Origin of the sequence: Escherichia sp. MOD1-EC6842 (assembly GCF_002965705.1) — a bacterium.
Classification (GTDB): Bacteria; Pseudomonadota; Gammaproteobacteria; order Enterobacterales; family Enterobacteriaceae; genus Escherichia; species Escherichia ruysiae.
The window spans coordinates 14,479-38,703 of record NZ_PTRF01000007.1; the positions used below are offsets into that span (position 1 = coordinate 14,479).

Below are 24,225 nucleotides of genomic sequence, written 5' to 3' on the forward strand. Positions count from 1 at the left end.
TATGGCAGGGATAGATCGCTGCATTTTGCTGTTGATAGTTGGGCTTTTTTTCTCTTCGTTGAGTTATGCGAAAAACACGGAGATCCCTTCTTATGAAGAAGGGATCTCGCTCTTTGATGTTGAAGCCACTCTGCAACCGGATGGGGTGCTCGACATCAAAGAAAATATTCATTTTCAGGCGCGAAATCAGCAGATTAAGCACGGATTTTATCGTGATTTACCACGACTCTGGATGCAGCCTGATGGGGACGCTGCACTGCTGAACTATCATATTGTTGACGTCACCCGTGATGGTATTCCTGAACCCTGGCATCTTGACTGGCATATCGGGTTAATGAGTATTGTCGTGGGCGATAAACAACGTTTCTTGCCTCAAGGCGACAATCATTATCAAATTCATTATCAGGTTAAAAATGCTTTCCTGCGTGAGGGAGATTCAGATCTGTTAATCTGGAACGTGACGGGTAACCACTGGCCGTTTGAAATCTATAAGACCCGATTTTCACTCAAGTTCCCTGATATTGCGGGTAATCCATTTCGCGAAATCGATCTCTTTACTGGAGAAGAGGGCGACACATATCGAAATGGCCGCATCCTTGAGGACGGAAGAATTGAATCCCGCGATCCGTTTTATCGTGAAGATTTCACGGTACTCTACCGCTGGCCTCACGCTTTACTTAGCAATGCCCCGGCTCCACAAACGACGAATATTTTCAGCCATCTTCTTTTACCCTCCACGTCATCGTTGTTAATTTGGTTTCCGTGTCTGTTCTTGGTTTGTGGATGGTTATATCTCTGGAAGCGCAGGCCGCAATTTACGCCGGTAGATGTGATTGAAACCGATGTCATTCCGCCAGATTACACGCCCGGAATGTTACGTCTCGATGCGAAGCTGGTTTACGACGATAAAGGTTTTTGTGCCGATATCGTAAATCTGATTGTGAAAGGAAAAATTCATCTGGAAGATCAGTATGATAAGAACCAGCAAATCCTGATTTGTGTTAATGAAGGCGCGACCAGAAATAATGAGGTATTACTGCCCGCAGAGCAGTTATTACTGGAAGAGTTATTTCGTAAAGGCGATAAGGTCGTTCTTACGGGGAGACGCAACAGAGTCTTACGCAGGGCATTTTTACGGATGCAGAAATTTTATCTGCCGCGTAAAAAGTCTTCGTTTTACCGACCGGATGCGTTTTTGCAATGGGGCGGACTGGCGATATTAGCAGTCATTTTTTATGGAAACCTGAGTCCCGTTGGCTGGGCAGGTATGAGTCTGGTGGCTGATATGTTTATCATGACCTGCTGGCTTCTTCCTTTTTTGTTTTCTTCCCTTGCGCTTTTGTTTGCCCGCGATGATGACAAGCCTTGCGTTAATCGTGTAATCATCACTTTGTTTTTACCACTGATTTGTTCAGGCGTGGCTTTCTATTCTCTCTACATCAATGTCGGAGATGTGTTCTTTTACTGGTATATGCCAGCCGGTTATTTTAGTGCCGTTTTCCTGACGGGGTATCTCACCGCCCTGGGGTATATTTTTCTGCCACAGTTTACACAAACTGGGCAGCAACGTTATGCCCACGGCGAGGCTATCGTCAACTATCTTGCGCGTAAAGAGGCGGCAACGCACAGTGGGCGGCGGCGGAAAGGGGAAACACGGAAACTGGATTACACTTTGTTAGGTTGGGCGGTCTCGGCAAACCTTGGCAGAGAATGGGCAGCACGTATCACTCCGTCACTTACAGCGGCTGTTCGCGCTCCGGAAATTGCCCGTAGCGGCGTTTTATTCTCATTACAGATGCACCTGAGTCTGGGAGCTAATACCAGTTTGTTGGGGCGAAGTTATTCCGGTAGTAGTGCCGGTGGCGGTGGCGCAGGCGGTGGTGGCTGGTAATCAAGCTGATGTTAATCGAAACAAGCTTTAACCCTAAAGATAGTGTAGTATGTTGCGCCTCAAAGCCAGGCCAGTTAAAACGTCATGTCGTTGACTTAAGGCTGGAAGAGTTCGAACAGACTTTACTATCAGTGAGTCAGATGTAAGTTCTGACTCACTGTTGCACAAAGCATATCAGACGCCTGGGAAGGCGACACCAAAAGGAAGCTCTATGAGCGAAAAGCTACAGAAAGTGCTGGCGCGTGCCGGCCACGGTTCTCGCCGTGAAATCGAATCTATTATTGAAGCCGGTCGTGTGAGTGTTGATGGCAAAATTGCTAAACTCGGCGATCGCGTTGAAGTTACTCCTGGACTGAAAATTCGTATCGATGGTCACCTGATTTCGGTGCGTGAGTCCGCTGAGCAAATTTGTCGCGTGCTGGCCTATTACAAGCCGGAAGGTGAGTTATGTACCCGTAACGACCCGGAAGGGCGTCCAACAGTGTTTGACCGTCTGCCGAAGCTGCGTGGCGCACGCTGGATTGCCGTAGGTCGTCTCGACGTTAATACCTGTGGTCTGTTGCTGTTCACCACCGACGGTGAACTGGCAAACCGTTTAATGCACCCAAGCCGTGAAGTTGAACGTGAATATGCCGTGCGTGTATTTGGTCAGGTTGACGACGCGAAACTGCGTGATTTGAGTCGTGGCGTGCAGTTGGAAGATGGTCCGGCAGCCTTTAAAACCATTAAGTTCAGCGGCGGCGAAGGGATCAACCAGTGGTACAACGTTACTCTGACCGAAGGCCGTAACCGTGAAGTTCGTCGTTTGTGGGAAGCGGTTGGTGTGCAGGTAAGCCGCCTGATCCGTGTTCGTTACGGTGATATCCCACTGCCAAAAGGTCTGCCACGCGGTGGCTGGACGGAGCTGGACCTCGCCCAGACTAACTATCTGCGCGAACTGGTGGAGCTACCGCCAGAAACCAGCTCTAAAGTCGCTGTAGAAAAAGACCGTCGTCGCATGAAGGCGAATCAGATTCGTCGTGCGGTGAAACGTCACAGTCAGGTGAGCGGCGGTCGTCGTTCTGGCGGACGTAATAATAACGGTTAATCAAAGTATGCCGGACGTCATATCCGGCATTTTTACAGATTAGTAATCAATCCCTATCTGCGCTTTTACACCGGCATCAAACGCATGTTTGATGGGGCGTAATTCACTTACCGTATCCGCCAATTCAAGAATATCCCGATGACAACCACGACCCGTGATAATCACCGTCTGTTGATGTGGACGTTTATTTAACGCCTGCACCACTTCTTCCAGTGGCAAATAGTCATACGCCACCATATACGTCAGCTCATCGAGCAAAACCATATCCAGTGAGGAATCCGCCAGCATTCGTTTTGCATGTTGCCAGACTTCGCGGCAGGCAGCGGTATCAGACTCACGGTTTTGCGTATCCCAGGTGAAGCCAGTTGCCATTACCTGAAACTCAACGCCGTGCGGCTCCAGCAGATTTCGTTCGCCATTAGGCCAGGTGCCCTTAATAAATTGCACGACGCCCACTTTTTTTCCGTGACCTACTGCGCGTGTTGCCGTACCAAATGCCGCTGTGGTTTTGCCTTTTCCATTGCCAGTAAAAACGATAATAATGCCGCGTTCATCCTGGGCCTGCGCCACACGGGCATCCACTTTTTCTTTAACTCGCTGCTGACGCTGTTGGTAGCGTTCATCACTCATTGGGAAATTCCTGGTTTACGGCCCGGTTGGGCGTCAAAGGTCATGCCGGTTTTACGGCGGCTATCATCGCCCATCAGCCAGAGGTAAAGTGGCATGATATCAGCGGGGGTTTTGAGTTTCTGCGGATCTTCCGTCGGGAAGGCGCTGGCACGCATGGCGGTGCGCGTACCGCCTGGGTTAATGCAGTTCACGCGCAGGCGCTGTTGATATTCATCGGCCAGTACCTGCATCATTCCTTCGGTGGCAAATTTTGAGGCAGCGTATGCACCCCAATTAGCCCGACCCTGACGCCCGACGCTTGATGAGGTAAAGACCAGCGAACCGGCGTCCGATTTGAGTAATAAAGGAAGCAGTGCCTGGGTCAGCATAAAGGTGGCATTAACGTTGACCTGCATGACATCCTGCCAGACCTGCGGATTTTGTTCACTCATCGGGCAAACTTCGCCAAGCAATCCGGCATTATGCAAAACGCCGTCCAGACGCGGATAATTAACGGCAATGCGCTGTGCCAGTTGATGGCAATCTTCGGATGTGCAGGTCAGTAAATCGAGAATAAACCACTGTGGATGACGTCCGGTCTCTTCGAATATACGCTGGGCGACCTGACGTAATTTTTCTTCATTACGACCCAGTAAAATCACTGTCGCGCCATAACGCGCATAAGTCTGAGCGGCTTCACGACCAATGCCGTCGCTGGCGCCGGTTACCAGGATAATACGATCATTGAGTAAATCTTGTTTTGGTTGGTAATGCATGGCTACTCCTCAACGACATCATCAGTCGCGCTGCCAGTGTACTTTATGACTTTGAGGGGTTATGCCTTAAACAGAGGCGCATTTCAATCGGCCTGGGGCGATAACGCCGCAAAATGAATACTTTGTCATACTTTCTCGTCAAGAATATCTCTGCGAGACGGCTTAACGTGCCTGTTGTAAACTGTGAGGCAAAGCGTTGTTTAACCAAGGTGGGACTCGTGGAATTGTTGTCTGAATATGGTTTGTTTTTGGCGAAAATTGTCACTGTTGTTGTGGCGATTGCGGCTGTTGCCGCCATTATTGTCAATGTTGCGCAACGTAATAAACGCCAGCGTGGCGAGTTACGGGTTAACAATCTCAGCGAACAATATAAGGAGATGAAAGAAGAACTGGCAGCAGCGCTGATGGATCCGCATCAGCAAAAGCAGTGGCACAAAGCGCAGAAGAAAAAGCACAAGCAAGAAGCGAAAGCAGCGAAAGCAAAAGCCAAACTGGGTGAGGTGGTGACTGACAGTAAACCCCGCGTCTGGGTACTGGATTTCAAAGGCAGCATGGACGCGCATGAAGTTAACTCATTACGTGAAGAGATAACCGCAGTACTCGCGGCATTTAAGCCACGGGATCAGGTTGTTTTGCGTCTGGAAAGCCCCGGCGGTATGGTTCATGGTTATGGCCTGGCAGCCTCACAATTGCGGCGTCTGCGCGATAAAAACATTCCTTTAACCGTTACGGTAGACAAAGTGGCTGCCAGCGGCGGGTACATGATGGCCTGTGTGGCGGACAAAATTGTTTCTGCGCCGTTTGCCATTGTTGGTTCCATCGGTGTGGTAGCGCAAATGCCCAACTTTAACCGCTTCCTGAAAAGTAAAGATATTGATATTGAACTGCATACTGCCGGGCAATATAAGCGCACGCTGACATTGCTGGGTGAAAATACTGAAGAAGGGCGCGAAAAATTCCGCGAAGAACTGAACGAAACACATCAGATATTTAAAGATTTTGTAAAACGTATGCGTCCATCTCTGGATATTGAAGAGGTGGCTACCGGTGAACACTGGTACGGGCAACAGGCGGTAGAGAAAGGCCTGGTTGACGAAATCAACACCAGTGATGAAGTGATTCTTAATCTGATGGACGGTCGAGAAGTGGTCAATGTGCGTTATATGCAGCGTAAACGGTTAATCGATCGGTTTACCGGCAGTGCGGCAGAGAGCGTCGACCGATTGTTGCTACGCTGGTGGCAGCGTGGGCAAAAGCCTTTGATGTAAAAGACAAACGCGAGGTTCAGGCCTCGCGTTTTGCTTTAATCTACCAGATGATATTTTTCCGAGAGCACGTGTGCCAGGTGTTTGAACATATTAAACACCGCAGTGCTTTTCGCTGTCGGCAGCCCTTGCTCATCTAAAAAGTAATCGCCAGTAAACACCAGCACGCCATTACGCTGCGTGACGCCGGTGGCTTCAATTCCTGCGAGTGTGTCCTCATGCTCACGAATGATTTTGTTGGCCTCTTTCAACAGCGTTTCGCGGTCGATGGGTTGTGTCTCTTTGTTCATTATTTACTCCTTAAACAAGGACATTAGTCTACGCCAGGCATGGCATGCAGACAAATATACCACGCTGGCGTCAGGAGCGCCTTACTGGCAACTTTGGATTTTGCATGCTAATAAAGTTGCGTAACGGATTTTATCAGGTACAGTGTGACGCTTTCGTCAATCTGGCAATAGATTTGCTTGACATTCGACCAAAATTCCGTCGTGCTATAGCGCCTGTAGGCCAAGACCTGTTAACTCAGTCACCGGAATTTTCGTGAACAGAGTCACGACAAGGGGTTGATATCCGCAGAGAGCGAGTCCATATCGGTAACTCGTTGCCAGTGGAAGGTTTATCAATGTGCGACGCATTCCTGGAAGAATCAAATTAGGTAAGGTGAATATGGGTAAAGCTCTTGTCATCGTTGAGTCCCCGGCAAAAGCCAAAACGATCAACAAGTATCTGGGTAGTGACTACGTGGTGAAATCCAGTGTCGGTCACATCCGCGATTTGCCGACCAGTGGCTCAGCTGCTAAAAAGAGTGCCGACTCTACCTCCACCAAAACGGCTAAAAAGCCTAAAAAGGATGAACGTGGCGCTCTCGTCAACCGTATGGGGGTTGACCCGTGGCACAATTGGGAGGCGCACTATGAAGTGTTGCCTGGTAAAGAGAAGGTCGTCTCTGAACTGAAACAACTGGCTGAAAAAGCCGACCACATCTATCTCGCAACCGACCTTGACCGCGAAGGGGAAGCCATTGCATGGCACCTGCGGGAAGTGATTGGGGGTGATGAAGCTCGCTATAGCCGAGTGGTGTTTAACGAAATTACTAAAAACGCGATCCGCCAGGCGTTCAACAAACCCGGCGAACTGAATATTGATCGTGTTAATGCCCAGCAGGCGCGTCGCTTTATGGATCGCGTCGTGGGTTATATGGTTTCTCCGCTGTTGTGGAAAAAGATCGCTCGCGGTCTTTCCGCCGGGCGTGTGCAATCCGTAGCGGTTCGCCTGGTGGTTGAGCGTGAGCGTGAAATTAAAGCGTTCGTGCCGGAAGAATTCTGGGAAGTCGATGCCAGTACGACTACGCCGTCTGGTGAAGCGTTGGCTTTGCAGGTGACTCATCAGAACGATAAACCGTTCCGCCCGGTCAACAAAGAACAAACTCAGGCTGCGGTAAGTCTGCTTGAAAAAGCGCGCTACAGCGTGCTGGAACGTGAAGACAAACCGACAACCAGTAAACCAGGCGCTCCTTTTATTACCTCTACGCTGCAACAAGCTGCCAGCACCCGTCTTGGTTTTGGCGTGAAAAAAACCATGATGATGGCGCAGCGTCTGTATGAAGCTGGCTATATCACTTACATGCGTACCGACTCCACTAACCTGAGTCAGGACGCGGTAAACATGGTTCGCGGTTATATCAGCGATAATTTTGGTAATAAATATCTGCCGGAAAGCCCGAACCAATACGCCAGCAAAGAAAACTCACAGGAAGCGCACGAAGCGATTCGTCCTTCAGATGTCAATGTGATGGCGGAATCGCTGAAAGATATGGAAGCAGATGCGCAGAAACTGTACCAGTTAATCTGGCGTCAGTTTGTTGCCTGTCAAATGACCCCAGCGAAATATGACTCCACCACGCTGACCGTTGGCGCGGGTGACTTCCGCCTGAAAGCGCGCGGTCGTATTCTGCGTTTCGACGGCTGGACGAAAGTTATGCCAGCTCTGCGTAAAGGCGATGAAGATCGTATTTTACCGGCTGTCGATAAAGGTGACTCCCTGTCGCTTGTTGAACTGACGCCTGCGCAGCACTTTACCAAGCCGCCAGCCCGTTTTAGCGAAGCTTCACTGGTTAAAGAACTGGAAAAACGCGGGATCGGTCGTCCGTCTACCTATGCGTCGATCATTTCGACCATTCAGGATCGCGGCTATGTGCGTGTGGAAAACCGTCGCTTCTATGCGGAAAAAATGGGTGAGATCGTTACCGATCGCCTGGAAGAAAATTTCCGCGAGTTAATGAATTACGACTTTACCGCGCAGATGGAAAACAGCCTCGACCAGGTGGCAAATCACGAAGCAGAGTGGAAAGCTGTACTGGATCACTTCTTCTCTGATTTCACTCAGCAGTTAGATAAAGCGGAAAAAGATCCGGAAGAGGGCGGTATGCGCCCGAACCAGATGGTTCTGACCAGCATTGACTGCCCGACCTGTGGTCGAAAAATGGGGATTCGCACCGCCAGCACCGGGGTATTCCTGGGCTGTTCCGGTTATGCGCTGTCGCCGAAAGAGCGTTGCAAAACCACCATCAACCTGGTGCCGGAAAACGAAGTGCTTAACGTGCTGGAAGGCGAAGACGCTGAAACCAACGCGCTGCGCGCCAAACGTCGTTGCCCGAAATGCGGTACAGCGATGGACAGCTATCTCATCGATCCAAAACGTAAGTTGCATGTCTGTGGTAATAATCCAACCTGCGACGGTTACGAGATCGAAGAGGGCGAATTCCGTATTAAAGGTTATGACGGCCCGATCGTTGAGTGTGAAAAATGTGGTTCTGAAATGCACCTGAAAATGGGGCGTTTCGGTAAGTACATGGCTTGCACCAATGAAGAGTGTAAAAACACACGTAAGATTTTACGTAACGGTGAAGTCGCGCCGCCGAAAGAAGATCCGGTTCCGCTGCCAGAATTACCGTGCGAAAAATCGGATGCTTATTTCGTGTTGCGTGACGGCGCTGCCGGCGTGTTCCTGGCGGCCAATACTTTCCCGAAATCACGTGAAACGCGTGCGCCGCTGGTGGAAGAGCTTTATCGCTTCCGCGACCGTTTACCAGAAAAATTGCGTTATCTGGCTGATGCGCCACAGCAAGATCCAGAAGGTAATAAGACAATGGTTCGTTTTAGCCGGAAAACCAGGCAGCAATATGTCTCTTCGGAAAAAGACGGAAAGGCAACTGGCTGGTCAGCATTTTATGTTGATGGCAAATGGGTTGAAGGGAAAAAATAACCTTTAATTCTTTCTGGTTTTTAAAACAAAGGGTCGCAAAAGCGACCCTTTTTTATTGCATATTATTTTATCTCCACACCTATACACTAAAGCTATAAATGATATAGTGGTTATAGTTAGCACCTTTTTTATTATTAAATCGTATTAGTCACCCGTCAGGAGTGACGAAAAAACGATGTTCTGATGGCGTCTAATTGGATGGTTTAACATGAAATTACAACAACTTCGCTATATTGTTGAGGTCGTCAATCATAACCTGAACGTCTCATCAACGGCTGAAGGACTTTACACATCACAACCTGGGATCAGTAAGCAAGTCAGAATGCTGGAAGATGAGCTGGGTATTCAAATTTTTTCCCGTAGCGGTAAGCATTTGACGCAGGTTACTCCAGCCGGGCAGGAAATAATTCGTATCGCTCGTGAAGTTCTGTCGAAAGTTGATGCTATTAAATCGGTCGCCGGAGAGCATACCTGGCCTGATAAAGGCTCGCTGTATATCGCCACCACGCATACTCAGGCGCGCTATGCATTACCGAATGTCATCAAAGGTTTCATTGAGCGTTATCCTCGCGTTTCTTTGCATATGCATCAGGGATCGCCGACACAAATCGCCGATGCCGTCTCTAAAGGTAATGCCGATTTCGCTATCGCCACGGAAGCACTTCATTTGTATGAAGATTTGGTGATGCTGCCATGCTATCACTGGAATCGGGCTATTGTGGTGACACCTGACCATCCGCTGGCGGGCAAAAAAGCAATTACCATTGAAGAACTGGCGCAGTATCCGTTGGTGACGTATACCTTCGGTTTTACCGGACGCTCCGAGCTGGATACCGCCTTTAACCGCGCAGGGTTGACGCCGCGTATTGTTTTCACGGCTACCGATGCTGACGTGATTAAAACTTACGTTCGCTTAGGGCTGGGTGTTGGGGTAATTGCCAGCATGGCGGTGGACCCGGTTTCTGACCCTGATCTGGTTCGTGTTGATGCGCATGACATTTTCAGCCATAGCACAACCAAAATTGGTTTTCGTCGCAGTACGTTTTTGCGCAGTTATATGTATGATTTCATTCAGCGTTTTGCGCCGCATTTAACCCGCGATGTCGTTGATGCCGCCGTAGCATTGCGTTCCAATGAAGAAATTGAGATCATGTTTAAAGATATCAAATTGCCGGAAAAATAATTACCTGCATTATTTCCGGCACCTTTTATGTTTTCGGGGTGCCGGAATATATCCTTTGTTCTTTCTTATTTGTACACCGCTCACAATATAATTATCCCTCAAATCTTTATGGTAAATCGGACGTAAAGTAGTGTCTAATTACCTGCCTCGCAAACTCCAGCCTTCAAATATCTATTTCAGGTCAAAAGATTGAATTATTCACTGGAGACGATTCGTAAATTAGCTGGATTTTTGACTAAAGTTTCATTAGGATTTGTCTCATCAATTGATTAATTATACCAATCGTTTAGCGTATTACTGATAAGTGATGGCGATTATATGAGGTTAGCAATGCCTTCTGGAAAGCAGGAACCCCGCAGGGACCCTGAATTGAAACGCAAAGCCTGGCTTGCGGTATTTCTTGGTTCTGCGCTCTTCTGGGTGCTTGTCGCACTGCTAATTTGGAAAGTGTGGGGGTAAAGCATGGTCGTTCAGGAGCAGCATCAGATTGCTTTGCCACTGTCTCAGCATAGTGACAATGAAACGGAAACGAAACGGGAATGTTCAGTCGTTATTCCGGATGGCTGGAAACTGACGTCGCAACAGCAAGCGTTTATAGAGATGTTTGCTGAAGATGAGCAGCAGAAACAATAATTATCATCATTCTTATTATTCGATATATTCGTGAATTAAACGGTTTTTAATACACCACAGCAATAAAAGGTTGAATAATTTCAACAGAAAGTAATAACAAGTGAGGGGTGTAGCCTATGATCACCACAAATATGAAATATTGGTCCTGGATGGGCGCATTTTCTCTGTCGATGCTCTTCTGGGTTGAACTCATCTGGATAGTTGCTCACTAATCTCTGACCTCGCTGTGGCGAGGTTTTTCTTTTCTTATCCGCAAGATTTCTCCTCTTTTATCAATTTGGGTTGTTATCAAATCGTTACGCAATGTTTGTGTTATCTTTAATATTCACCCTGAAGAGAATCAGGGCATCGCAACCCTGTTATTAAGGAGGAGCTATGTCGTCAACCCTACGAGAAGCCAGTAAGGATACGTTGCAGGCCAAAGATAAAACTTACCATTACTACAGCCTGCCACTTGCTGCTAAATCACTGGGCGATATCACCCGTCTGCCTAAGTCACTCAAAGTTCTGCTCGAAAACCTGCTCCGCTGGCAGGATGGTAACTCGGTTATCGAAGAGGATATCCACGCGCTGGCGGGCTGGTTGAAAAATGCCCATGCTGACCGTGAAATTGCCTACCGCCCGGCAAGAGTGTTAATGCAGGACTTTACCGGCGTGCCCGCTGTCGTGGATCTTGCGGCGATGCGAGAAGCGGTAAAACGTCTCGGCGGCGATACCGCGAAAGTGAATCCACTCTCACCGGTTGATCTGGTCATTGACCATTCGGTGACCGTCGATCGTTTTGGCGATGATGAGGCATTCGAGGAAAACGTGCGTCTGGAAATGGAGCGAAACCACGAACGTTATGTATTCCTGAAATGGGGACAGCAGGCCTTCAGCCGTTTTAGCGTTGTGCCGCCAGGTACAGGGATTTGCCATCAGGTTAACCTCGAATATCTCGGCAAAGCAGTGTGGAGCGAATTGCAGGATGGTGAATGGATTGCTTATCCGGATACGCTCGTCGGCACCGACTCACACACTACGATGATCAACGGTCTTGGCGTGCTGGGGTGGGGCGTTGGCGGGATCGAAGCGGAAGCCGCAATGTTAGGTCAGCCGGTTTCCATGCTTATCCCGGATGTAGTGGGCTTTAAACTCAGCGGAAAATTACGTGAAGGTATCACCGCCACAGACCTGGTTCTTACCGTCACTCAGATGCTGCGTAAACATGGCGTGGTGGGGAAATTCGTCGAATTTTACGGCGATGGGCTGGATTCGCTGCCGCTGGCAGATCGCGCCACCATTGCCAATATGTCGCCAGAATATGGCGCGACCTGCGGCTTCTTCCCAATCGATGCGGTCACCCTCGATTACATGCGTTTAAGCGGGCGCAGTGAAGATCAGGTCGAGCTGGTCGAAAAATATGCTAAAGCGCAGGGCATGTGGCGTAACCCGGGCGATGAACCGATTTTTACCAGTACGTTAGAACTGGATATGAATGACGTTGAAGCGAGTCTGGCGGGGCCAAAACGCCCACAGGATCGCGTTGCACTGCCCGATGTACCAAAAGCTTTTGCCGCCAGTAACGAGCTGGAAGTGAATGCCACGCATAAAGATCGCCAACCGGTCGATTATGTTATGAACGGACATCAGTATCAGTTGCCTGATGGCGCAGTGGTTATTGCTGCCATCACGTCATGTACCAACACCTCTAATCCAAGTGTACTGATGGCCGCAGGCTTGCTGGCTAAAAAAGCCGTAACTCTGGGCCTGAAGCGGCAACCGTGGGTCAAAGCGTCGCTGGCACCGGGTTCGAAAGTGGTTTCTGATTATCTGGCAAAAGCCAAACTGACTCCGTATCTCGATGAACTTGGCTTCAACCTTGTGGGATATGGCTGTACCACCTGTATTGGTAACTCTGGTCCGTTGCCCGCTCCTATCGAAACTGCAATCAAAAAAGGCGATTTAACCGTTGGTGCGGTGCTGTCCGGCAACCGTAACTTTGAAGGCCGTATTCATCCGCTGGTTAAAACCAACTGGCTGGCTTCGCCGCCGTTGGTGGTTGCCTATGCGCTGGCGGGAAATATGAATATCAACCTGGCTTCAGAGCCTATCGGCCATGATCGTAAAGGCGATCCGGTATATCTGAAAGATATCTGGCCATCGGCACAAGAAATTGCCCGCGCAGTAGAACAGGTCTCTACAGAGATGTTCCGTAAAGAGTACGCAGAAGTTTTCGAAGGGACAGCTGAGTGGAAAGAAATTAACGTTGCGCGATCCGATACCTACGGTTGGCAGGATGATTCGACCTATATTCGCTTATCGCCGTTCTTTGATGAAATGCAGGCAACACCAGCACCTGTGGAAGATATTCACGGTGCGCGGATCCTCGCAATGCTGGGGGATTCAGTCACCACTGACCATATCTCTCCGGCGGGCAGTATTAAGCCCGACAGTCCGGCGGGTCGATATCTACAAGGTCGAGGTGTTGAGCGGAAAGACTTTAACTCCTACGGTTCGCGGCGCGGTAACCATGAGGTGATGATGCGCGGCACATTCGCCAATATTCGCATTCGTAACGAAATGGTGCCCGGTGTTGAAGGTGGAATGACGCGGCATTTACCTGCCAGCGATGTCGTTTCTATTTATGATGCAGCGATGCGCTATAAGCAGGAGAAAACGCCTCTGGCGGTGATTGCCGGTAAAGAATATGGTTCTGGCTCCAGCCGTGACTGGGCGGCAAAAGGTTCGCGTCTGCTTGGTATCCGGGTGGTTATTGCCGAATCGTTTGAACGAATTCACCGCTCGAATTTAATTGGCATGGGCATTCTGCCGCTGGAATTTCAGCAAGGCGTGACGCGTAAAACATTAGGGCTGACCGGGGAAGAGAAGATTGATATTGTCGATCTGCAAAATCTACAACCGGGCGCGACGGTTCCGGTGACGCTGACGCGTGCTGATGGTAGCCAGGAAGTTGTGCCGTGCCGTTGTCGCATCGACACCGCGACGGAATTAACCTATTACCAGAACGACGGTATTTTGCATTATGTTATTCGTAATATGTTGAAGTAACGAGTATTTGCTTGCCGGAAGTAAGATAACCGGCAAGCAAATTAACTTTACAACGTAAGTGGGTTATTTGTTCAGCAAATGCCCCATTTTCTCGGCTTTGGTATCGAGATAATGTTCGTTATTGGGGTTACGACCAACAATCAACGGCACGCGTTCAACAATATTAATCCCGGCTTCGGTCAGAATTTCGACTTTTTTCGGGTTGTTGGTTAACAAACGGACTTCATTGACACCAAGGAGTTTGAACATATCAGCGCAAAGAGTGAAGTCGCGCTCATCTGCAGCGAAGCCTAACTGGTGGTTAGCCTCTACGGTGTCGTAACCTTGATCCTGCAATGCGTAAGCGCGAATTTTATTCAGCAGACCAATGTTACGACCTTCCTGGCGGTGATACAGCAAAATACCACGGCCTTCTTCGGCGATTTGCGTCAGCGCCGCTTCCAGCTGGAAGCCACAATCGCAGCGCAAGCTGAACAGGGCGTCACCGGTCAGACATTCGGAATGGACGCGCGCAAGTACCGGGGTATGCCCGGAAATATCGCCATAGACTAGCGCGACATGATCGTGTCCGGTTGCCAGTTCTTCAAATCCCACCATCAGGAAATCGCCCCATGGGGTTGGCAGTTTGGCTTCTGCCACACGTTTAAGCTGCATGAAATTCTCCAGATAATGCTGGTTCTGTATTGGCTTATTTTGCCATAACGCGAAGGCGTTCACCTAATCACGACGCGTCGATCGTTCACTGAATGGCACAAATCTGTCAATTTTTCCAGGTCAGGGCATTTTCAGTTATGATTGTGAGACTTATAAGAAAGGAGAGACCATGCGTTCGATTGCCAGACGTACCGCAGTTGGAGCTGCACTATTACTTATCATGCCTGTAGCGGTATGGATTTCTGGCTGGCGTTGGCAACCAGGAGAGCAGAATGGGGTGTTAAAGGCGGCTTTTTGGGTCACTGAAACTGTCACTCAGCCCTGGGGCGTTATTACGCATCTGATTTTATTCGGCTGGTTCCTTTGGTGCCTGCGTTTTCGGATCAAAGCGGCAATTATGTTGTTTGCCATACTGGCTACGGCGATCCTGGTCGGACAAGCGGTAAAATCCTGGATTAAAGACAAAGTTCAGGAACCGCGCCCGTTTGTTATCTGGCTGGAAAAAACACATCATATTCCGGTTGATGAGTTCTACACTTTAAAGCGTGCAGAGCGCGGAAATTTAGTGAAAGAACAGTTGGCTGAAGAGAAAAATATCCCGCAATATTTGCGAACTCATTGGCAGAAAGAGACCGGTTTTGCCTTTCCTTCTGGTCACACAATGTTTGCTGCCAGTTGGGCTCTGCTGGCCGTTGGGCTGTTATGGCCGCGTCGGCGAACCGTAACCATTGCACTCTTGCTGGTTTGGGCAACGGGAGTCATGGGAAGTCGCCTGTTGCTTGGGATGCATTGGCCGCGCGACCTGGTGGTGGCTACGTTGATTTCGTGGGCGCTGGTCGCGGTAGCAACCTGGCTTGCACAACGTATTTGTGGGCCATTAACACCACCACCGGAAGAAAATCGTGAGATAGCGCAACGAGAACAAGAAAGTTAATACTGGTTGAATTTCTGAATTTAACCCTCAAATCATCAACAATGATTGTGGCTACCATTTCGCAGACGTCGTGAAAATGGTAATTTAAAGGGCTATTGCGGTAAGTTGACCATAATTTATTCGCTCTAACCACATAACGGGAAGTAATGTGAAATATTTACTCATTTTCTTACTGGTGTTAGCGATTTTTGTGATTTCCGTCACATTAGGTGCGCAGAATGATCAACAGGTAACATTTAATTATCTGTTAGCGCAAGGGGAGTATCGTATCTCTACTTTGCTGGCGGTATTGTTTGCTGCGGGCTTTGCTATCGGTTGGTTGATTTGTGGCCTGTTCTGGCTGCGAGTTCGTGTTTCTCTGGCGCGCGCTGAACGTAAAATAAAGCGACTGGAAAACCAGCTTTCACCTGCGACTGGCGTGACGGTAGCGCCTGATTCGTCAGTGGCGAAGGAATAACTTTCTATGCTGGAGTTGTTGTTTCTGCTCTTGCCTGTAGCCGCTGCCTATGGCTGGTATATGGGCCGCAGAAGTGCGCAACAAAACAAGCAAGATGAAGCCAACCGCCTGTCACGCGATTACGTAGCAGGGGTTAACTTCCTGCTTAGTAATCAACAGGATAAAGCGGTTGATCTGTTCCTCGATATGCTCAAAGAGGACACCGGCACCGTTGAAGCCCATCTTACGCTCGGAAATCTGTTCCGTTCGCGTGGCGAAGTCGATCGCGCGATTCGTATTCATCAAACCTTAATGGAAAGTGCCTCGTTGACTTATGAGCAACGCTTGCTGGCAATTCAACAACTGGGGCGTGATTACATGGCGGCGGGTTTATACGATCGCGCGGAAGATATGTTTAATCAACTGACCGATGAAACTGACTTCCGTGTTGGCGCATTGCAACAGCTGTTACAAATCTATCAGTCTACCAGTGAATGGCAGAAAGCAATTGATGTTGCAGAACGCCTGGTGAAGCTGGGCAAAGATAAGCAACGCGTCGAGATTGCCCATTTCTACTGTGAACTGGCGCTCCAGCATATGGCCAGCGACGATCTTGATCGCGCTATGACCTTGTTGAGAAAAGGGGCGGCGGCAGATAAAAACAGCGCCCGCGTATCCATCATGATGGGACGTGTGTTTATGGCGAAAGGAGAATACGCCAAAGCGGTCGAAAGCCTGCAACGCGTCATTTCCCAGGACAGAGAACTGGTCAGCGAAACGCTGGAAATGCTGCAAACCTGCTATCAGCAACTGGGTAAAACTTCCGAGTGGGCAGAGTTCCTGCAGCGCGCGGTGGAAGAGAACACCGGTGCCGATGCTGAGTTGATGCTTGCAGACATCATCGAAGCGCGCGAGGGCAGTGATGCCGCTCAGGTCTATATTACGCGCCAACTACAACGTCACCCGACCATGCGCGTGTTCCACAAGTTAATGGATTACCACCTGAATGAAGCAGAAGAAGGGCGCGCTAAAGAGAGCCTGATGGTGCTGCGTGACATGGTTGGTGAGAAGGTGCGTAGTAAGCCGCGTTATCGTTGCCAGAAGTGTGGTTTTACCGCATATACGCTCTACTGGCATTGTCCGTCATGTCGGGCCTGGTCAACCATTAAACCCATTCGCGGCCTTGATGGACTGTAACTTCTAAAAAAATCCAACTTTAGTTACAACATCCTTATTGTTACTACTCTCACATTTTGCTTCGGCAACTCCAGCGTAGAAAAGCCTGACAGGGGAGAAATCGCAACTGTTAATTTTTTATTTCCACGGGTAGAATGCTCGCCGTTTACCTGTTTCGCGCCACTTCCGGTGCCCATCATCAAGAAGGTCTGGTCATGACGTTAACTGCTTCATCTTCTTCCCACGCTGTTACGAATTCTCCTGTCGTTGTTGCCCTTGATTACCATAATCGTGACGCCGCGCTGGCATTTGTCGACAAGATCGACCCACGTGATTGTCGTCTGAAAGTCGGCAAAGAGATGTTTACGCTGTTTGGGCCGCAGTTTGTGCATGAATTGCAACATCGCGGTTTTGATATTTTCCTCGATCTGAAATTTCACGACATTCCCAACACCGTAGCGCACGCTGTGGCAGCAGCGGCTGACTTAGGCGTGTGGATGGTGAACGTTCATGCCTCAGGTGGGGCACGTATGATGACCGCAGCACGTGAGGCGCTGGTTCCGTTTGGTAAAGATGCACCGCTATTAATTGCTGTGACTGTATTGACCAGCATGGAAGTCAGCGACCTGGCCGATCTTGGAGTGACACTGTCACCAGCGGATTATGCAGAACGTCTGGCGGCATTGACGCAAAAATGTGGCCTTGATGGTGTGGTGTGTTCTGCTCAGGAAGCTGTGCGTTTTAAACAGGTATTCGGTCAGGAGTTCAAACTGGTTACGCCGGGCATTCGTCCGCAGGGGAGTGACGCTGGTGACCAGCGCCGCATTATGACGCCAGAACAGGCGTTGGCGGCTGGAGTTGATTATATGGTGATTGGTCGCCCGGTAACGCAATCGGCAGATCCAGCGCAAACGCTGAAAGCGATCAACGCCTCATTACAACGGAGTGCATGATGAGTGATTCCAACAGCCGTCTGGTTTACTCAACGGAAACCGGACGTATTGATGAGCCAAAAGCGGCCCCTGTACGCCCTAAAGGCGACGGCGTGGTGCGCATTCAACGTCAAACCAGTGGACGTAAAGGAAAGGGCGTTTGCCTGATCACCGGAGTCGATCTCGATGATACCGAGCTGGCAAAACTGGCGGCTGAACTGAAGAAAAAATGCGGCTGCGGCGGAGCAGTAAAAGACGGAATTATCGAAATCCAGGGAGATAAGCGTGATTTATTAAAATCACTCCTTGAAGCGAAAGGAATGAAAGTAAAACTCGCGGGCGGGTAACAAAAAAAGCCACGGAAATATTCCGTGGCTTTCGTTTATTTTACTGTGTGTACTATTCAGTTATTTCGTAATGAACATAGTCAAGCGTATTATAATTGCGAGTCGCTTATCGACATTTATTTACGATTATTTACCGACCTGGTGACCGATAATACCACCAACTGCTGCCCCGCCTAATGTACCCAGCGTGCTGCCATCAGTCAGTACTGCACCACCTAAAGCCCCTGCACCCGCACCGATTGCGGTGTTGCGATCTCGTTTAGACCAATTAGAACAGGCGCTTAGAGACATTGCCAGTGTAATTGCCAGAACAGCAGCGGTCATTTTTTTGCTCGTTACAAACATAATACTCTCTCCTGAATTTATGATTCACGGAAGTAAGCTCTCTATAACTATAATAGTTCAGAATACATCCGTTAAAATAATTCCGTGAAATCCTCTCGCGCGCAGGGTTATATCACGCAGGTGATAGTGACTTCCTGTTATATCGCTGATAATAAGTTTATAACTTTAGGATGTTAATAACAGGTAAATAGTCTTAATTATCAACCAGGAATCATCTTAGAGCGGATGATTTGCGTCAGGGTAAATCATCCGTAGGGAAGGAAAATGATTACATGTCAACGACGTGAACGATTAATTTACTGTGTTCTAAATGCATCGTATCGCTGGCGCGAATCTTCGAATCGGTTATAACACGCTTGATTCTCTCCACAGGACCGATGGAGTAAGAGTGTATGGCACCAAACTTAGAACTGTCAGTCAGGACTATGACTTCGCATTCTTTTTCCAACACGGCATTGACCACATCGGTACGCATCATGTCGCGACCTGTAAATCCAGTTTCAGGTTGCCAGCCATCGATACCAATAAATGCCTTACTGAAATGCACCTGTTGGATGCACTGACGTGTCAGTGGGCCAACCATACTTTCGCTTTTTTTCTGGTACACGCCGCCAAGTAAAATGACTTCACAAGGCGCGTCTTTCAGTAAATGCGCTATATAGCTGCTGACCGTAATGATGGTGACATTTTTCTTCTGCTCACCTAATGTGCGAGCCAGAAGGGCATTACTGCTACCATTCTCGATAAAGATGGTTTCACCCGGTTGAACCAGTGAGGCGGCAAACTCGGCGAGTTCACGCTTCAGCGTATAATTACTCATCATACGGGTTTCGACGTCATCACTATCAAGCGAAACAGCAAAGCCATGTGCACGGCGTAGATAGCTAAGTTTTTCGAGGGTGTTGAGATCCTGGCGAATGGTAACTTCGGAAACTCCAGTGGCTTTTGCCAGATCGGTTACACTAACCTGACCCTGCTCAATGACCATCTGTAGAATAGTTTGTTGTCGGGAATTCATCGCTGTAATTCTTATAACGTTATAATACTAAATAAAAAATGCTGACGCGCCGGGCATCCTTAAATAGGGAAACCTGAAAGCACGATTGTTAAATCTCCCACGGTGCCTTCGGGATGTCTGGCGTAGATGCAGCAACCTGGCGCAACAGTTCTGCTTTAAGTATCTCGAGATTATGGATCGCAGAGTGGTAATCGCCCGCCACAAGGATATCTAACACAATATCAATACGTTCGGCAACGCGTTGGGCATCAAATTCAGACATCAGGGTATCCTCAAGGCAAAAAAGTGAAAATGAATAATGCAAAAATTGCCGCTAAAAGAGAAGTGTTTAACGGCAAAGGCTAATTATCATTCATTAATACGATATGTAATGGAATTATATACTGTTACATTTATATATTCGTCTCTTTATGCGCGCTTCAGATAACGTTTATACCAGCGTTCAAAAGCCACGGCAGGCATCGGTTTAGCAAACAAAAATCCTTGTCTCTCATTGATGCCATTTTTGGTCAAAAAGGCATCTTCTTTTGCACTCTCTACACCTTCGGCAATCACCTGAAGATTGAGCGCCTGAGCCACGGCGACGATCGCACGTACCAGTGACTGCGAGACTGGCTGTTTGTGAATATCACGGACAAAAACCTGGTCGAGTTTTATAGCATCGATGGGGAATCGTGCCAGTTGGGAAAGAGAAGAGTAACCCGTGCCGAAATCATCCAGATGAACCTGTGCGCCTAATTGACTGAATTGCTGAATAACGGAAAGCGCCAACTGATCGTTTTCAATCAGACAGCTTTCAGTCAGCTCGACATCAATAGGGCAATACTCAAATTTAAGTTCCTGGAGTACCTGTTTCAGGTCAGTGAAAATGGTTTGATCGGCAAGTTGGCGTGCTGAGACATTCACCGCAACCCGAAGATTAATGCCTTTATCTCGCCATTTTGCTACCTGGCGCACGACGTCGAGAATAACCCAACGGCCTAGAGGCACAATCAGACCGGACTCTTCGGCATAGGAAATAAAGTCCAGGGGGGGAATTAAGCCACGTTCGGGAGACTGCCAGCGTACCAGGGCTTCCAGACTGCGTACTTCACCCCGCCAGGTGATTTTCGGCTGATAGTGAATAACTAACTGATCGTTTTCCAGAGCTTTACGCAGGTTGGTATCCAACCACAGATATTCGAATACCCGTTGATTCATTTCCGGCGAAAAGACGCAAAATTGTCCTCGTCCGCCTTCTTTGGCACTGTACATTGCCGTATCGGCATGGCGAATAATCGCCGCGCTGTCTGATCCATGTTGCGGTGAAAGTGAAATACCAATTGAACAGCCGGTATAAACTTCGATTAAACCGATGCGAAAGGGTTGGCGCAGGCGGGTCAAAATCCGCGATGCCATTGCTTCCAGGGCACTTTGCGAGGTGTTTGGTGCGAGTACCAGAAATTCATCGCCGCCAAGACGTGCTAACACCTGATCCTGCTCAAGACAGCTTAAAATAGCCAGTGAAACCTCGCGTAACAGCTGGTCGCCAAACAAATGCCCGTAGGCATCGTTCACTTTTTTAAAATTGTCTAAATCGAGATAAACCACTCCGACTTTACCCTCGTCGGCCTCATTAATGGCGTAGTCGATTAATTCCTGCATTGCGTTACGATTCGGTAGCCCGGTGATGCTGTCAGTGTTAGCCAGGATTCGCAATCGTTCCTGGGCGTGACGTTCTTCGGTGATATCGGTGCCGGAACAAATTAAATAGATCTCATTTTTGCCGCTACCGCTGTGGACAAATTTGTTGCGAAACAGAAACAGTCGCTGACCTTTGCGCGTCTGTACCCAACGCTCGACTTCATAGGCGTTGCCACTACGAAAAAAACTGCTGTTGTTACGCCGGGAGATCGCGGCTTCACGGCGACTCATAAATAATTTAAACACACTTTGCCCAATGACATCGTGTTCTTTCAGCCCTGTGTATTCTTCGCATAACCGATTAAAACGCTGGATATTCCCTCGGCTATCCAGAATCACTATTGCGGAATGTGCTTCAGAAACCACCTGTTCAGCAAAGGAAAGTCCGTGTGATAAATCACGAGCAACCGCTGGTGTGTCATGCCATGCCGACGCGTTGCCACCCCATTCGCGCTTATTGATTTTTCGTCCCACCAGATGGACAGAAAGGTCGCTCTCATCGACTGTCAGGCTCATCATCAGGCTGGAGGTGATGACCGTCATTTCCCGGATACGAGCAGCCTGTTCGGCAGATAACTGCAGAGTACGTTCAGGTTCTGTTGTTTCAGTGGTGGAAAAGCGCAAAACATCACTGTTTTCCGACAACCGCCAGTATGGGTTGTGCGAGCCGAGAAAGTTGTACAACGTTGTGGACTCCCTAACGGTTTTCATGATGCATACCCTACGGTTAACGGCGAAGCTCACCATTAAATGAAAGGTTCAACATGACTTACATGAAATTAATGTCGGCTAAACGTATTGTTTTATTTATATATTTATTTGTAATCCAGTTTTGGGAAAACGCCAGTTTTCAAACGGAAGTCATTAAAAAAAATCTGCTGAGATAAAACGAAGGCGAAGGGAGGGGGAAAAGCAAACGGCCCATCCGTAATGAACGGGCCGTGAAAGGGGATTACGCGACCGGGCGCGCAATAATACTACGGGTTTCCATGCGTACTTCTGCGATGGTGACGTCGATAACGTCGGTTACCTTGTAAACCGTTTCACCTTTAATTTGTACGGTGCCGTTTTCCTGACTGCAAACCAGTTCATCGCGCACGGCGTGTAAGAATGGTGCAGGGATAAAGGCGATTGCGCCGTTATCGACCAGCCGCACACGCATACCGCCACGGCTGATATCGACGATTTCCGCCGCAAAACGGGTATCGGTTCCGGCTTTATCTTTCAGGAAACGTGCGTATAACCAGTCGCCGACATCACGTTCTGCCATTCGGTTGAGGCGGCGACGCTCTGCCATTTGGACGGTGATCTCATCCTGTGGACGCGTCGCTGTTTCGCCTTTGATGATCGCTTTCAGCAGACGATGGTTGATCATGTCGCCATACTTACGAATCGGTGAAGTCCAGGTGGCATACGCTTCCAGACCGAGACCAAAGTGAGGGCCAGGTTCGGTGCTGATTTCTGCAAAAGACTGAAAACGGCGAATGCGGCTGTCAAGGAAACCAGTCGGTTGCGCATCCAGCTCACGGCGCAGTTTGCAGAAGCCGTCCAGTGTGAGCACTTCTTCGGCGTCAACATGCAGGCCGTGCGTTTTCAGTAATGCTGCCAGCGCGTCGGCATTTGCCGGATCAAAGCCCATATGCACGTTATAGATACCGAAACCGAGCTTATCGCGCAGCACGCGAGCCGCACATATGTTGGCGGCGATCATCGCTTCTTCGACGATACGGTTGGCAATACGACGCGGTTCAGCGACGATATCCAACACTTCACCTTTTTCACCCAGAATAAAACGGTAATCCGGGCGATCTTTAAACACCAACGCATGGTTATTACGCCATTCGCCGCGACGCTGGCAAATTTGCGCTAACAGGCGGATTTGTTCCGCAATCGCATCACTTTCTGGCTGCCAGTCACCGGTGTTTTCCAGCCAATCGGAAACCTGGTCATAAACCAGTTTCGCTTTGGATTCGATGGTGGCAGCAAAAAATTCGATGTCGTCTTCAATGGTGCCGTCAGCGGATAGCGTCATCCGACATGCCAGCACCGGACGCACTTCATTGGCACGCAGGGAGCAGAGATCGTCGGAAAGTTCCCGTGGCAGCATTGGGATATTGAAGCCTGGCAGATAGTTGGTGAACGCACGAATTTTCGCGGCTTTGTCCAGCTTGCTGCCTTCTGCGATCCACGCGGTTGGGTCGGCAATCGCCACAATCAACTGTAGTTTGTCATCCGGCAGCGCCCTGGCGAAGAGGGCATCATCCATATCTTCCGTGCTGGCGCTGTCAATGGTGACAAAGTCCAGTGCAGTCAGGTCTTCACGTACCAGACCTTCATCGAGCATTTCGGTAGCGACACCGTCTGGCGCTTCTTTTTCCAGATTATGGCGTGCCAGGGTTACCCACCACGGCACGAAATGGTCGTCACCAAAAGTGATGTATTGTGTCAGTTCCGCATAGAATGAGCGATCGCCTTTCAACGGATGGCGGCGCATTTCGGCAACCGCCCAGTCGCCTTCTTTAAACTCATGGGTCAGGCCACGAGCCGCGCGACAAGGAATGGCGTCTTTTAAGAGTGGATGATCAGGAACGATGGCCAGACGGTCATTTTTGCCCTGAACTTTCCCCACAAAACGAGTCAGAAACGGTTCAACCAGTTCTTCTGGCTCTGCGGATTCACGTTCTTTTTCACTGTGGATCACCGCGATAATTCGGTCGCCATGCATGACTTTTTTCATCTGCGGCGGCGGAATGAAATAACTTTTCTGTGCGTCGACTTCCAGGAAGCCAAAGCCTTTTTCAGTGGCTTTTACCACCCCTTCAGCGCGGGGCGTCTGGGAATGCAGTTGCTGTTTAAGCTGCGCTAGCAGCGGGTTGTCCTGAAACATAATTGTCTATTTTGGTGGCCATTAGAGCGGCTGACAGTTTTACGCGATTCT

Annotated in this window: 25 protein-coding genes; 16 read left to right on the forward strand and 9 right to left on the reverse strand. The window is 49.1% G+C overall.

Annotated elements, in window-relative coordinates:
- Position 1: 1 nt before the first annotated feature.
- Complete coding sequence (locus A7Z29_RS10290) at positions 2 to 1,891, forward strand: DUF2207 domain-containing protein (RefSeq protein WP_105290175.1); 1,890 nt, start codon at positions 2 to 4, stop codon at positions 1,889 to 1,891.
- A gap of 211 nt (positions 1,892 to 2,102) precedes the next feature.
- Positions 2,103 to 2,978, forward strand: a complete 876-nt coding sequence (gene rluB / locus A7Z29_RS10295) for a 23S rRNA pseudouridine(2605) synthase RluB (RefSeq protein WP_001291217.1) — start codon at positions 2,103 to 2,105, stop codon at positions 2,976 to 2,978.
- A gap of 39 nt (positions 2,979 to 3,017) precedes the next feature.
- Here the strand turns inward: rluB and cobO are convergent, their stop codons facing one another.
- Together cobO and A7Z29_RS10305 are read right to left on the reverse strand one after the other, a co-directional pair.
- Positions 3,018 to 3,608: a cob(I)yrinic acid a,c-diamide adenosyltransferase gene (gene cobO / locus A7Z29_RS10300; protein WP_105280531.1), complete on the reverse strand. Its 591-nt coding sequence runs from the start codon at positions 3,606 to 3,608 to the stop codon at positions 3,018 to 3,020.
- Positions 3,605 to 4,363 (reverse strand): YciK family oxidoreductase, encoded by a 759-nt coding sequence (locus A7Z29_RS10305; protein WP_085460781.1) that lies wholly within the window; start codon positions 4,361 to 4,363, stop codon positions 3,605 to 3,607. Before A7Z29_RS10305 ends, cobO begins: the two co-directional genes overlap by 4 nt.
- A 218-nt stretch (positions 4,364 to 4,581) precedes the next feature.
- Here A7Z29_RS10305 and sohB point away from each other — a divergent pair, with 218 nt between their 5' ends.
- Entirely contained in the window at positions 4,582 to 5,631 is a 1,050-nt protein-coding gene (gene sohB, locus A7Z29_RS10310) for a protease SohB (protein ID WP_105290176.1), read from the forward strand.
- Positions 5,632 to 5,666: 35 nt separating this feature from the next.
- On the opposite strand, the gene A7Z29_RS10315 is transcribed toward sohB, so the two are convergent.
- Positions 5,667 to 5,918 (reverse strand): YciN family protein, encoded by a 252-nt coding sequence (locus tag A7Z29_RS10315; RefSeq protein ID WP_001031530.1) that lies wholly within the window; start codon positions 5,916 to 5,918, stop codon positions 5,667 to 5,669.
- A gap of 379 nt (positions 5,919 to 6,297) precedes the next feature.
- On the opposite strand from A7Z29_RS10315, the gene topA reads away from it, so the two are divergent.
- From topA to acnA, 6 genes are all read left to right on the forward strand, one after another.
- Entirely contained in the window at positions 6,298 to 8,895 is a 2,598-nt protein-coding gene (gene topA / locus A7Z29_RS10325) for a type I DNA topoisomerase (protein ID WP_024212414.1), read from the forward strand.
- Positions 8,896 to 9,103: 208 nt separating this feature from the next.
- A complete protein-coding gene (cysB, locus tag A7Z29_RS10335; RefSeq protein ID WP_000776255.1) occupies positions 9,104 to 10,078 on the forward strand; it encodes an HTH-type transcriptional regulator CysB in 975 nt (324 codons plus the stop codon).
- Between the two features lie 318 nt (positions 10,079 to 10,396).
- Positions 10,397 to 10,537 (forward strand): YmiA family putative membrane protein, encoded by a 141-nt coding sequence (locus tag A7Z29_RS10340; protein ID WP_105290177.1) that lies wholly within the window; start codon positions 10,397 to 10,399, stop codon positions 10,535 to 10,537.
- 3 nt (positions 10,538 to 10,540) lie between these two features.
- Positions 10,541 to 10,711, forward strand: coding sequence for a hypothetical protein (locus A7Z29_RS10345; protein ID WP_000261429.1), 171 nt, complete (start codon positions 10,541 to 10,543; stop codon positions 10,709 to 10,711).
- Positions 10,712 to 10,827: 116 nt separating this feature from the next.
- A complete protein-coding gene (ymiC, locus tag A7Z29_RS23215) occupies positions 10,828 to 10,923 on the forward strand; it encodes a small membrane protein YmiC (RefSeq protein WP_016158389.1) in 96 nt (31 codons plus the stop codon).
- Positions 10,924 to 11,086: 163 nt separating this feature from the next.
- Positions 11,087 to 13,762, forward strand: coding sequence for an aconitate hydratase AcnA (gene acnA, locus A7Z29_RS10355; RefSeq protein ID WP_105290178.1), 2,676 nt, complete (start codon positions 11,087 to 11,089; stop codon positions 13,760 to 13,762).
- Positions 13,763 to 13,825: 63 nt separating this feature from the next.
- On the opposite strand, the gene ribA is transcribed toward acnA, so the two are convergent.
- Positions 13,826 to 14,416 (reverse strand): GTP cyclohydrolase II, encoded by a 591-nt coding sequence (gene ribA, locus A7Z29_RS10360; protein ID WP_001176295.1) that lies wholly within the window; start codon positions 14,414 to 14,416, stop codon positions 13,826 to 13,828.
- 169 nt (positions 14,417 to 14,585) lie between these two features.
- Here ribA and pgpB point away from each other — a divergent pair, with 169 nt between their 5' ends.
- The 5 genes from pgpB to yciH all read left to right on the forward strand — a co-directional run bounded on the left by pgpB (position 14,586) and on the right by yciH (position 18,241).
- Positions 14,586 to 15,350 carry a phosphatidylglycerophosphatase B gene (gene pgpB, locus A7Z29_RS10365; RefSeq protein WP_032225073.1) on the forward strand — a complete coding sequence of 255 codons (765 nt, stop codon included), beginning with the start codon at positions 14,586 to 14,588 and terminating at the stop codon, positions 15,348 to 15,350.
- A gap of 148 nt (positions 15,351 to 15,498) precedes the next feature.
- Entirely contained in the window at positions 15,499 to 15,807 is a 309-nt protein-coding gene (gene lapA / locus A7Z29_RS10370) for a lipopolysaccharide assembly protein LapA (RefSeq protein ID WP_000876289.1), read from the forward strand.
- Positions 15,808 to 15,813: 6 nt separating this feature from the next.
- The gene (lapB, locus tag A7Z29_RS10375; protein WP_105280527.1) at positions 15,814 to 16,983 is read left to right on the forward strand and encodes a lipopolysaccharide assembly protein LapB; all 1,170 of its coding nucleotides are present in this window, start codon (positions 15,814 to 15,816) and stop codon (positions 16,981 to 16,983) included.
- Positions 16,984 to 17,177: 194 nt separating this feature from the next.
- The gene (gene pyrF / locus A7Z29_RS10380; RefSeq protein WP_105290179.1) at positions 17,178 to 17,915 is read left to right on the forward strand and encodes an orotidine-5'-phosphate decarboxylase; all 738 of its coding nucleotides are present in this window, start codon (positions 17,178 to 17,180) and stop codon (positions 17,913 to 17,915) included.
- The gene (gene yciH, locus A7Z29_RS10385) at positions 17,915 to 18,241 is read left to right on the forward strand and encodes a stress response translation initiation inhibitor YciH (RefSeq protein ID WP_010344773.1); all 327 of its coding nucleotides are present in this window, start codon (positions 17,915 to 17,917) and stop codon (positions 18,239 to 18,241) included. The genes pyrF and yciH overlap by 1 nt, the downstream gene beginning before the upstream one ends.
- A gap of 126 nt (positions 18,242 to 18,367) precedes the next feature.
- Here yciH and osmB read toward each other — a convergent pair whose 3' ends face one another.
- From osmB to A7Z29_RS10400, 3 genes are all read right to left on the reverse strand, one after another.
- Positions 18,368 to 18,586: an osmotically-inducible lipoprotein OsmB gene (gene osmB / locus A7Z29_RS10390; protein WP_000498252.1), complete on the reverse strand. Its 219-nt coding sequence runs from the start codon at positions 18,584 to 18,586 to the stop codon at positions 18,368 to 18,370.
- A gap of 268 nt (positions 18,587 to 18,854) precedes the next feature.
- Complete coding sequence (yciT, locus tag A7Z29_RS10395; RefSeq protein WP_001088636.1) at positions 18,855 to 19,604, reverse strand: DNA-binding transcriptional regulator YciT; 750 nt, start codon at positions 19,602 to 19,604, stop codon at positions 18,855 to 18,857.
- A gap of 88 nt (positions 19,605 to 19,692) precedes the next feature.
- The gene (locus A7Z29_RS10400; protein ID WP_001288366.1) at positions 19,693 to 19,866 is read right to left on the reverse strand and encodes a YciZ family protein; all 174 of its coding nucleotides are present in this window, start codon (positions 19,864 to 19,866) and stop codon (positions 19,693 to 19,695) included.
- Positions 19,867 to 19,902: 36 nt separating this feature from the next.
- Between A7Z29_RS10400 and A7Z29_RS24040 the strand changes: the two genes are divergently transcribed.
- Positions 19,903 to 20,031, forward strand: coding sequence for a hypothetical protein (locus tag A7Z29_RS24040; RefSeq protein ID WP_225762567.1), 129 nt, complete (start codon positions 19,903 to 19,905; stop codon positions 20,029 to 20,031).
- Here the strand turns inward: A7Z29_RS24040 and pdeR are convergent.
- Positions 20,013 to 21,998, reverse strand: coding sequence for a cyclic di-GMP phosphodiesterase (pdeR, locus tag A7Z29_RS10405; protein ID WP_000859925.1), 1,986 nt, complete (start codon positions 21,996 to 21,998; stop codon positions 20,013 to 20,015). The genes A7Z29_RS24040 and pdeR overlap by 19 nt on opposite strands.
- Positions 21,999 to 22,051: 53 nt before the next feature.
- On the opposite strand from pdeR, the gene A7Z29_RS10410 reads away from it, so the two are divergent.
- Positions 22,052 to 22,174, forward strand: coding sequence for a hypothetical protein (locus A7Z29_RS10410; protein ID WP_000221851.1), 123 nt, complete (start codon positions 22,052 to 22,054; stop codon positions 22,172 to 22,174).
- A gap of 65 nt (positions 22,175 to 22,239) precedes the next feature.
- Here A7Z29_RS10410 and A7Z29_RS10415 read toward each other — a convergent pair whose 3' ends face one another.
- Positions 22,240 to 24,174: an exoribonuclease II gene (locus tag A7Z29_RS10415; RefSeq protein ID WP_000485025.1), complete on the reverse strand. Its 1,935-nt coding sequence runs from the start codon at positions 24,172 to 24,174 to the stop codon at positions 22,240 to 22,242.
- Positions 24,175 to 24,225: the final 51 nt, after the last annotated feature.